Source organism: Streptomyces botrytidirepellens, from assembly GCF_003721215.1.
Taxonomy (GTDB): domain Bacteria; phylum Actinomycetota; class Actinomycetes; order Streptomycetales; family Streptomycetaceae; genus Streptomyces; species Streptomyces himastatinicus.
On sequence record NZ_RIBZ01000025.1, the window covers coordinates 33,084 to 44,875 of the forward strand.

Genomic DNA, 11,792 nt, shown 5'->3' on the forward strand with positions numbered 1-11,792 from the left:
GTATGAATGAGGAAAAGCTCCGTTACTTTCTCAAGCGGGTCACCGCCGACCTGCATGAGACCCGACGCCGCCTCCAGGAGGTGGAGTCGGAGGACCAGGAGCCCATCGCGATCGTCGGGATGAGCTGCCGCTACCCGGGCGGCGTCGAGTCGCCCGAGGATCTGTGGCGGCTGGTGTCCGGCGGCGGGGACGGCATTTCCGAGTTCCCCACGGACCGCGGCTGGGACATGGGGCGGCTCTTCGACGACGACCCGGACGGCGCGGGCACGAGCTACGTCCGGGAGGGCGGTTTCCTCCACGACGCCAACTACTTCGACCCGGCGTTCTTCGGCATCAGCCCGCGCGAGGCCCTCGCGATGGACCCGCAGCAGCGACTGCTGCTGGAGACCACCTGGGAGGCGTTCGAGCGCGCGGGCATCGACGCCACGTCCGTACGCGGCAGCAAGACCGGTGTCTTCGCGGGCGTCATGTACCACGACTACGCCTCGCGGCTGCGCGCCGTGCCGCCCGGTGTCGAGGGCTATCTCGGCACCGGCGGCTCCAGCAGCATCGCCTCGGGCCGGGTGGCGTACACCTTCGGCCTGGAGGGCCCGGCGCTCACCGTCGACACGGCCTGCTCGTCGTCGCTGGTGACCCTGCACCTGGCCATGCAGGCGCTGCGCAACGGCGAATGCTCGCTGGCCCTGGCCGGTGGCGTCACCGTGATGTCGACGCCCGGCACCTTCACCGAGTTCAGCCGCCAGCGCGGACTGTCCTTCGACGGCCGCTGCAAGTCCTTCGCGGCGGCCGCCGACGGCACCGGATGGTCCGAGGGCGCGGGCATGCTGCTCGTGGAGAAGCTGTCGGACGCCCGGAAGAACGGCCACCGGGTGCTGGCCGTCGTCCGCGGCTCCGCCACCAACCAGGACGGCGCGAGCAACGGCCTCACCGCGCCCAACGGCCCGTCCCAGCAGCGCGTCATCCGCCAGGCGCTGGCCAGCGCCCGGCTGACGGCCGACCAGATCGACGTCGTCGAGGCGCACGGCACGGGGACGACGCTGGGCGACCCCATCGAGGCGCAGGCGCTCCTCGCCACGTACGGCAAGGAGAAGCCCGCCGAACGGCCGCTGCTGCTCGGCTCCATCAAGTCCAACGTCGGCCACACCCAGGCCGCCGCAGGCGTGGCGGGCATCATCAAGATGGTCAAGGCCATCGAACACGGCTATGTGCCGAAGACGCTGCACGTGGACGAGCCGTCACCGCACATCGACTGGTCGGCCGGGGCCGTCTCGCTGCTCACCGAGGGCCGCCCGTGGCCGGAGACCGGCCGCCCGCGCCGCGCCGCCGTGTCGTCGTTCGGCATCAGCGGCACCAACGCCCACCTGATCATCGAGCAGCCCCCGGCACCGGAGGCTACCGACGACGCCACCGACGAGGTGGCGGTGGCCGAGGTGCCGCCCCGCACCCTCCCCCTCCTCCCATGGCTGCTGTCCGGCAAGGGCGAGGACGCGCTGCGCGCCCAGGCCGCCCGGCTGCACACGTACGTCACCGAACGCCCCGACCTGGACCCGGTGTCCGTCGGCTACGCCCTCGCCACCACCCGCGCCGCCCTCCAGGACCGCGCGGCCGTGGTCGCCGGGGACCGCGACACCTTCCTCGACCGGCTCGCCGCGCTCGCCGCGGGCGAACCCGCCGCCGGGCTGGTCCAGGGCGCGGACACCCGGGGCAAGCTGGCGTTCCTCTTCACCGGTCAGGGCAGCCAGCGGCTCGGCATGGGCCGCGAGCTGTACGCGACGTACCCGGCCTTCGCCGAGGCGTTCGACGCCGTGTGCGCGGCGCTCGATCCGCGGCTCGAACGGCCCCTGAAGGACGTCCTCTTCGGGGACGACGCCGCCGCGCTGGACCGCACCGGCTTCACCCAGCCCGCGCTGTTCGCCATCGAGGTGGCCCTGTTCCGCCTGGTCGAATCGTGGGGCCTGAAGCCGGACTTCGTCTCCGGCCACTCCATCGGCGAGATCGCCGCCGCACACGTCGCGGGCGTGCTGTCGCTCGCCGACGCCGCGCTGCTGGTGGCCGCGCGCGGCCGGCTGATGCAGCGGCTTCCGGGCGGCGGCGCGATGATCGCCGTCCAGGCGTCGGAGGACGAGGTGGCGCCGCTGCTGACCGAGCGCGTCAGCATAGCCGCCCTCAACGGCCCGACCTCGGTGGTCATCGCGGGCGACGAGGACGCCGCCGTCGAGATCGCGGCGGGCTTCGAGGCACAGGGCCGCAAGACCAAGCGGCTCACGGTCAGCCACGCCTTCCACTCGCCGCTGATGGATCCGATGCTGGAGGCGTTCCGCAAGGTCGCCGAGAGCCTGACGTACGACACCCCGAAGATCCCGGTGGTCTCCCACCTCACCGGTGGCATCGCGCCCGCCGCGGAGATCGCCACCGCCGACTTCTGGGTGCGCCACGTCCGCGAGGCGGTCCGCTTCCTCGACGGCATCCGCACCCTGGAGGCCCAGGGCGTCACCACGTACCTCGAACTCGGCCCGGACGGTGTCCTGTCCGCGCTCGGTCAGGACTGCCTGGCGGGTGACGAGACCGACCACGTGGCCTTCGTCGCCGCGCTGCGCTCCGGCCGCCCCGAGGCCGAGACCCTGACCACCGCCCTGGCCACCCTGCACACCCGGGGCACCGCCCCCGACTGGGAGGCGTACTACGCGGGCACGGGCGCCGAGCGCGTCGAGCTGCCCACGTACGCGTTCCAGCGCGAGCATTACTGGCTGGACGCGGGCACCGCCTACGGCGACGTCTCCTCGGTCGGCCTCGGCACCGCCGACCACCCGCTGCTCGGCACGGTTGTCTCGCTGGCCGACGCGGAGGGCTTCCTGTTCACCGGGCGGCTCGCGCTGGACACCCACCCGTGGCTGGCCGATCACGCCGTGATGGGCACGGTGCTGCTGCCCGGCACCGCGTTCGTCGAGCTGGCCGTACGTGCCGGTGAGCAGGCCGGATGCGACCTGGTCGAAGAACTCACCCTGGAAGCCCCGCTGATCCTGCCCGAGCAGGGCGGGGTCCGGCTCCAGATCGCCGTGGGCGCCCAGGACGACACCGGCCGCCGCACCCTCGCGCTCCACTCCCGCCCCGACGCGGCCACCGACGAAGAGCCGTGGGTACGCCACGCCACGGGCCTGCTCGCGCAGAGTGCCCCGACGGCGCCGTTCGACCTGGCCGCCTGGCCGCCCGCGGGCGCGGAGCGCATCGAGACCGATGGCCTCTACGAGACCCTGGCCGAGGCGGGCTTCGCCTACGGCCCGGCCTTCCAGGGCCTGCGCGCCGCCTGGCGCGGCGACGGCGAGGTGTACGCCGAGGTCGCGCTCCCCGAGGGCACCGAACCGGCTGCCGCGCTCTTCGGCGTACACCCGGCGCTGCTGGACGCCGTGCTGCACACCATCGGCCTCAGCGACCTGACCGAGAACCCGGGCCAGGGCGGACTGCCCTTCTCCTGGACCGGCGTCCGCGTCCACTCGGTGGGCGCGGACACCGTACGGGTCCGCCTGTCGTCGGCCGGAAACGGCACGGTGTCGCTCCAACTGGCCGACGTGACGGGCGCCCCGGTGGCCTCGGTGGACCGCTTGGCGCTGCGCACGGTATCTCCGGACCAGCTGGCCCCCCGCCCGGGCGGCGCGTCCGACGCCCTGTTCCGAGTGGACTGGACCCAGGTCCCGCCCCCTGCCGAGCCGGTGTCCAAGGACGCTTGGGTGTCCGTGGGCCCCACCCCTCTGGGCCTCCCCACCTACCCGGACCTGGCGGCACTGGCCGAAGCGGCCGATTCCGGAACGCCACTGCCGGAGTACGTAGTGGTGTCCCTGGCACATCAAGCCCGTCCGGCGCTTGAGGACACGCCCGAAGGGCGTCCGGGCCGTTCCACGGACGGCGCGGCACTCGAAGGCCCAGGTAGGGCATCTCCAGCCCGTCCGGCGCTTGAGGACCGGGGTCGAGGGGCGGAGCCCATCGTTTCGGGAAGGGGCGGGCTAGGGGAAAACCCCCCGCAAGCCGCACACGACGCCACCACCCAAGCCCTCCACCTCCTCCAAACGTGGCTGGCCGACGACCGCTTCGCGGCATCCCGCCTCGTCCTGCTGACGTCGGGCGCCGCAAGCACCACCCCCAACGACCCCGTCGCCGACCTGCCCCACGCCGCCGTCCACGGCCTGATCCGCTCCGCCCAGTCGGAGAACCCGGACCGCCTCCAGCTTGTCGACGTCGACGGCTGGGACGCTTCGCTGAAGGCCCTGGCGACGGCCGTCGCAACCGGCGAGCCGCAGGTGGCCGTGCGCAACGGCGAGGTCCTGGCCCCGCGCCTGGCCCGCGCCGCAACGGCACCGCAGGACGAAGCCCCCGAGTGGAACCNGCCGCAACGGCACCGCAGGACGAAGCCCCCGAGTGGAACCCGGAGGGCACGGTCCTGCTGACCGGCGCATCCGGCACCCTGGGCGCCCTCTTCGCCCGCCACCTGGTGGCGGAGCGCGGCGTACGCCACCTCCTCCTGGTGAGCCGCCGAGGCGACCAGGCCCCCGGCGCCGCCGATCTCACCGCCGACCTCACCGAGCTGGGCGCCACCGTCCACTGGTCGGCCTGCGACGTGGCAGACCGCACCGCCCTGGCCGAAACCCTGGCGACCGTCCCCACCACCAACCCCCTCACCGCCGTGGTCCACACGGCAGGCGTGTTGGACGACGGCGTGATCGGATCCCTCACCCCGGACCGGCTGTCCACCGTCCTGCGCCCGAAGGCGGACGCGGCCTGGAACCTCCACGACCTGACCCAGCACCAGAACCTGGCGGCGTTCATCGTCTTCTCCTCCGCCGCCGGAGTCTTCGGCGGTGCCGGACAAGGCAACTACGCGGCGGCGAACGCCTTCCTGGACGCCCTCGCCCAGCACCGCGCAGCCCATGGCCTGCCCGCGACCTCCCTCGCCTGGGGCCTGTGGGCCGAGTCCGGCGGCATGGCCGGAGACCTGGACGAGGCGGAACTCGCCCGCCTCCAGCGCGGCGGCATCGCCGCCATCACCGCAGCCCAGGGCCGCGAACTCTTCGACGCCGCGACGAACACCACAAGCGACGCACTCCTGGTCCCGATGCCGCTCGACATGGCGGCCCTCCGCACCCAGGCAGGCGTCGGCATGCTGCCGCCCCTGTTCCGCGGCCTGGTAAGGGCCCCCGCCCGCCGCGCCGCGCAGGCAGCCGCATCCGCGCAGTCCGGCGCGCTCGCCCAGCAGCTGGCCGGGGTGGCGGACGCGGAGGCCGAGGCGATCGTCCTCGCGCTGGTCCGTACGCAGGTGGCGGCCGTACTCGGCTACGCCGGGCCCGAAGCGGTGGAACCGCAGCGCGCGTTCAGCGAGGTCGGCTTCGACTCGCTCACCGCCGTCGAGCTGCGCAACCGCCTCACCGCGGTGACCGGCGTCCGGCTCCCGGCCACGCTGATCTTCGACTACCCGACCCCCGCCGCCCTCGCCACCTATCTGCGGTCCGAGGCGCAGGGCAGCACCGGGGCCGACGAAACCACCTCCGTAGCCACCGCCACCCCCCACGACGACGACCCGATCGCGATCGTCGCGATGAGCTGCCGGTTCCCCGGCGGGGTGACCTCGCCCGACGACCTGTGGAAGCTGGTCACCGAGGGCACGGACGCCATCACCGACATGCCCACCGACCGCGGCTGGGACATCGAGGCGCTGTACGACGACGACCCCGACCAGCAGGGCACCAGCTACGCCCGCAACGGCGGCTTCCTCCACGACGCCCACCACTTCGACCCGGTGTTCTTCGGGATCTCGCCGCGCGAGGCCCTCGCCATGGACCCGCAGCAGCGGCTGCTGCTGGAGACCACCTGGGAGGCGTTCGAACGTGCGGGCATCGACCCGGCGACCGTGCGCGGCAGCCGGACCGGTGTCTACACCGGCGTGATGTACAACGACTACGGCACGCTGCTGCACCGCGCGCCCGACGGCCTCGAGGGCTACATGGGCACCGCCAGCTCCGGTAGCGTCGCCTCCGGCCGGGTGTCGTACACCTTCGGCCTGGAGGGTCCGGCCGTCACCGTCGACACGGCCTGCTCATCGTCGCTGGTCACCCTGCACATGGCGGTGCAGGCGCTGCGCAACGGCGAATGCTCGCTCGCGCTCGCGGGCGGTGTGACCGTCATGGCGACCCCCGGCACCTTCGTGGCGTTCAGCAAGCAGCGCGGCCTCGCGACCGACGGCCGCTGCAAGCCGTTCGCGGCCGCCGCGGACGGCACCGCCTGGGGCGAGGGCGTCGGCATGCTGCTCGTGGAGCGGCTGTCGGACGCCCGTAAGAACGGCCACCCGGTCCTCGCGGTCGTCCGCGGCTCGGCCATCAACCAGGACGGCGCGTCCAACGGCCTCACCGCCCCCAACGGCCCGTCGCAGCAGCGTGTCATCCGCCAGGCCCTGGCCGGGGCCCGGCTGTCCGCCGCCGAGGTCGACGTCGTCGAGGCGCACGGCACGGGGACGACGCTGGGCGACCCGATCGAGGCGCAGGCGCTGCTCGCCACCTACGGCCAGGAGCACACCGAGGACGAGCCGCTGTGGCTGGGCTCGGTGAAGTCCAACTTCGGCCACACCCAGGCCGCCGCAGGCGTGGCGGGCATCATCAAGATGGTCAAGGCCATCGAGCACGGTGTCCTGCCGAAGACACTGCACGTGGACGAGCCGTCCGCGCACGTGGACTGGACGGCGGGCGCGGTGTCGCTGCTGACCGATCAGCGGGCATGGCCGGACACCGGCCGCCCGCGCCGCGCCGCCATCTCCTCGTTCGGCATCAGCGGCACCAACGCGCACACCATCATCGAGCAGGCGCCCACCGAGGAACCGGCGAAGCCCGCACAGACGCGGCAGCCGAGCCCGGTGCCGTGGGTGGTGTCGGCGAAGAGCGAGACGGCGCTGCGCGCCCAGGCCGAGCGGCTGCTGACACTCCTCGCCGCCGACGACGGGCCGCGCCCCGCCGACATCGGCTACTCCCTGGCCACCACCCGCGCACCCCTGGACCAGCGCGCCGTGCTGGTGGGCACGGACCGCGACGACTTCACCGCCACCCTGACGGCGCTGGCCCGGGGCGAGGCGGCGCCGCAGCTGATCCAGGGCACCGGAACGGCCGAGAAGACGGCGTTCGTCTTCCCGGGGCAGGGCTCGCAGTGGGCGGGCATGGCGGTGGGGCTGATGGACGCCTCGCCGGTGTTCGCCGCCCGCATCCACGAATGTGCCGCCGCGCTCGCCGAGTTCACCGACTGGTCGCTGGTCGATGTGCTGCGAGGCGCCGAGGGCGCGCCGTCGCTGGAGCGCGTCGACGTGGTCCAGCCGGTGCTGTTCTCGGTGATGGTGTCCCTCGCCGAGCTGTGGCGTTCGCTGGGCGTGCGTCCCTCCGCCGTGGTCGGCCACTCGCAGGGCGAGATCGCGGCCGCGTGCGTGGCCGGCATTCTGACCCTCCAGGACGCGGCGCGCGTGGTGACACTGCGCAGTCAGGCGATCGGCCGGGTGCTGGCGGGCAAGGGCGGCATGGTGTCGGTGGCGCTGCCGGTGTCGGAGGTACGGGAGCGGATCGCGGCGTGGGGCGAGGAGCGCATCTCGGTGGCGGCCGTTAACGGCCCGTCGGCCGTGGTGGTCTCCGGCGAGCCGACCGCGCTGGATGAGCTGCTGGCCTCGTGCGAGGCGGACGAGGTGCGGGCCCGCCGCGTCCCGGTGGACTACGCCTCGCACTCCGCCCAGGTCGAGCTGCTGCGCGACGAACTCCTCACGCTCCTCGCCCCCGTGCAACCGCAGCCCGCCCAGGTGCCGTTCCTCTCCACCGTGACGGGGGAGTGGGTCGAGGGCCCGGAGCTGGACGCCGAGTACTGGTTCACCAACCTCCGTCGCACCGTCGAACTCGAAGACGCGATCCGCCGTCTCCTCGACGAGGGTTTCGGGGCCTTCATCGAGTCCAGCGCCCACCCGGTGCTGGCGATGGGCGTCCAGGAGACGGCCGAGGACGCGGGCCGCGCAGCGGCCGCCATCGGCTCGCTGCGCCGCGACGAGGGCGGTCTGGACCGCTTCTGGGCGTCCCTCGGCGAGGCATGGACCCGTGGCGTCCAGGTCGACTGGGAGGCGGTGTTCGAGGGCACCGGCGCGACCCGCGTCGAGCTGCCCACGTACGCCTTCCAGCACGAGCGCTACTGGATCGAGGTGCCCCTGTCGGTGGGCGACGTCGCGTCCGCCGGGCTCGGCGCCGCCGGGCATCCGCTGCTGGGCGCGGCCGTCGAACTCCCGGACTCCGACGGCTTCCTGCTCACCGGGCGGCTCTCCCTCCAGACCCACCCCTGGCTCGCCGACCACGCCGTGTCCGGCACGGTGCTGCTGCCGGGGACGGCCTTCGTGGAGCTGGCGATCCGGGCCGGTGACCAGGTCGGCTGTGGTGTGCTGGAGGAGCTGACCCTTGAGGCGCCGCTGATCCTGCCCGAGCGCGGCGGGGTCCAGCTGCGGCTGACCGTCGGCGCTCCCGACGCGGAAGGGCGCCGGACGCTGGAGGTCTACTCCCGCCCGGAGCCCGGCACCGACCAGGGCGACGCCTCGGAGCCCTGGATCCGTAACGCGGGCGGTGTGCTGGCCTCCGGTGACACCGCGGACAGCGAAGAGGGCCTGTCCGTCTGGCCGCCCGCCGATGCCGTGGCGCTCGACGTGGACGACCTGTACGAGCGGTTCGCGGCGGGCGGCTTCGGCTACGGCCCGGCGTTCCAGGGGCTGACCGCCGCCTGGCGGCGCGGCGAGGAGGTCTTCGCCGAACTCCGCCTGCCGGGCAAGCAGCACGCCGACGCCGCGCTGTTCGGGCTCCACCCGGCGCTGCTGGACTCCGCGCTGCACGGCGTGGCGCTCGGCGACTTCCTGGGCGCCGAAGCGGGCGTACGGCTGCCGTTCTCCTGGAGCGGTGTCACCCTCCACGCGGCGGGCGCCACGGCGCTGCGCGTACGGATCGCACCGGCCGGGTCGGACGCGGTGGCCCTGACCGTCGCGGACGAGAACGGCGGCGCGGTCGCGTCGGTGGACTCCCTGGTGCTGCGGCACATCGCGCCGGAGCAGCTGCGCGCGGCCCAGGTGACGTACCACGACTCGCTGTTCCGGCTGGAGTGGGCGCCGGTGCCGACCCCCTCGGCGGCCCCGGCGGCCGTCCGCTGGGCCCTGGTCGGCCAGGGCGCCGTGGACAACGGCACGGACGCCTTCGGGCTGGTCGACGCGCTGGAGGCCACCGGTGCCGAGTGCGCCGTCTTCCCCGATCTGGCCGAGCTGGCGGCCGTGGTGGCGTCCGGCAGCCCCCGGCCGGATGTCGTCCTCCTCCCGCTGACCGGCCCCGCCGGGGGCGGTGGCCGCCATCTGGCGGAGGGCGCCCGGCTGGCCACGCACGCCGCGCTGGAGAGCGCGCAGGCGTGGCTCACGGAGGAGGCTTTCGCCGGGGCGCGGCTGGCGTTCGTCACCCGGCGGGCGGTCGCCACGTCCCCGGACGCCGAGGTGTCCGACCTGCTGCACGCGCCCGTATGGGGGCTGATCCGCACCGCTCAGACCGAGAACCCGGACCGGTTCCTGCTGCTCGACCTGGACCATGAGGGGACCACGGCCGACGCGCTCGTGGCGGCCGTGGCCGGGGGCGAGCCGCAGCTCGCCGTCCGCGAGGGCGCGCTCCACGCGCCCCGCCTGGCCAGGGTCGCGACCCAGGAGGGTGCCACCCAGGAGAGCGAGGACCCGGCGCCGGAGGCGGAGTTCGACCCGGACGGCACGGTCCTGATCACCGGGGCCACCGGTGTCCTCGGCGGGCAGCTCGCCCGCCATCTGGTGACCGAGCGCGGCGTACGGCATCTGCTGCTGGGCAGCCGTCGCGGGCAGCGGGCCGCCGGCATGCCGGAGCTGGTCGACGAACTGACCGCGCTGGGCGCGCAGGTGTGCGTCGCGGCGTGCGATGTGGCCGACCGCGAGGCGCTGTCGCAGCTGCTGGCCGAGGTGGATCCGGAGCATCCGCTGACCGCCGTCGTGCACACCGCCGGTGTGCTGGACGACGGGCTGCTGTCCGCGCTCACCCCGGACCGGATCGACACGGTGTCCCGGCCGAAGATGGACGCGGCGCTCCATCTGCACGAGCTGACCCGCGATCTCGACCTCGGGGCGTTCGTGCTGTTCTCCTCCGCCGCCGGCACCTTCGGCGCGCCGGGGCAGGCCAACTACGCCGCCGCCAACGCCTTCCTGGACGCCCTCGCCGCGCACCGCCGCGCCACCGGGCTGCCCGCGCTCTCGCTCGCCTGGGGCCTGTGGGAGCAGCGCAGCGCGATGACCGGCGACATGGCGGACGCGGATGTGGAGCGCATGGCCCGCTCCGGGATGGCGCCGCTGTCCTCGCGGGACGGTCTCGAGCTGTTCGACACGGCGTGCGCGGTCGGCGGTGAGACGGTGCTCGTACCGCTCCACCTGGACCTCGCGCCGCTGCGCGAGCAGGCCGCCGAGGGGGCGCTGCCCGCCGTGTTCCGCGGACTGGTCCGGGCCCCGGCCCGGCGGCGTACGGCCTCCGGCGCACCGGCCGACGCCGGTGGTCCGTCGCTGGCGCGGCGGCTGGCCGGGCTGGACGCGGCGGAGCGGGAGAACGTCCTGCTGGACGTGGTCCGTACGCAGGCCGCCGCCGTCCTCGGCTTCGCGGACGCGGACGCCGTGGGCGCCACCCGGGGCTTCCTGGAGCTGGGCTTCGACTCGCTCACCGCGGTCGAGCTGCGCAACCGCGTCAACGCCGTCACCGGGCTGCGGCTGCCGCCGACGCTGCTGTTCGACCACCCGACGCCCGCGCAGGTCGCCCGGCAGCTGCTGGAGGCGCTGGCGCATGACGTGGACGGTACGGAGCCCGGCACCCCGGGCGACAACGCGGCGAGCGCCGAGCCGTCGGACGTGTTCGGCGCGATGATGCGGGAGGCCGGACAGCTGGGCAGGCAGGAGGAGTTCACGCGGCTGCTGATGGACGTCTCCCGGTTCCGGCCCTCGTTCGGCAGCGCCGAGGAGCTGCGCAAGGCGCCCGCGCTGGTGCGGCTGTCGCGCGGTGGGACACGGCCCGCCGTGGTGTGCTTCTCCTCGATCCTGTCGATCGGCGGCCCGCACCAGTACGCGCGGTTCGCCGCCGGCTTCCGCGGCGAGCAGGACGTCTGGGCGATGGGCAACCCCGGTTTCGTCGCCGGGGAGCAGCTTCCGGCGCACCCGGAGGCGGTGATCGAGGCACAGGCCGCCGCGGTGCTGCGGCAGACCGACGGGGAGCCGTTCGTACTCCTGGGGCACTCCTCGGGCGGCGTGCTGGCGCACGAGGTGGCCGCGCGGCTGGAGAGCAACGGGGTCTTCCCGGAGGGGATCGTCCTGCTGGACATCTACTCGCACGACCGGGACGCGGCCGTGGGCCTCCAGCCGGGGCTGAGCGCCGGGGTGGACGAGCGGAGCGCGAGCCATGTGCCGGTGGACGACACCCGGCTGCTGGCCATGGGCGCGTACTTCCGGCTGTTCGGCGAGTGGCGGCCCACCGAGGTCAAGACGCCGACGCTGCTGGTCCGGGCCGGGGAGCGGCTCTTCGACTGGTCCCGCGGCGGCGACTGGCGGTCGTACTGGGAGCTGCCGCACACCGCGGTCGACGTGCCGGGCAACCACTTCACGATGATGGAGGAGCACGCCGGTACGACGGCGCGGGCCGTCCGGGACTGGCTGTCCGGCTGACGGGCGCGTACGACAAAGGGGCCGGGCCCCGCACCCTGAAGGGGTGCGG

The 11,792-nt window shown here is 74.1% G+C and carries 1 protein-coding gene and 2 pseudogenes; all 3 read left to right on the forward strand.

What is annotated here, in order from left to right; translation table 11 throughout:
* The first annotated feature begins 2 nt into the window (after nucleotides 1-2).
* Nucleotides 3-4,439: a type I polyketide synthase gene (locus tag EEJ42_RS52190; RefSeq protein WP_246095949.1), complete on the forward strand. Its 4,437-nt coding sequence runs from the start codon at nucleotides 3-5 to the stop codon at nucleotides 4,437-4,439.
* Nucleotides 4,424-10,870 (forward strand): annotated as a pseudogene (locus EEJ42_RS52195) (type I polyketide synthase); the annotation flags it as partial. The gene EEJ42_RS52190 and the pseudogene EEJ42_RS52195, both read left to right, overlap by 16 nt.
* A 315-nt stretch (nucleotides 10,871-11,185) precedes the next feature.
* Nucleotides 11,186-11,743 (forward strand): annotated as a pseudogene (locus EEJ42_RS54415) (alpha/beta fold hydrolase); the annotation flags it as partial.
* Nucleotides 11,744-11,792: the final 49 nt, after the last annotated feature.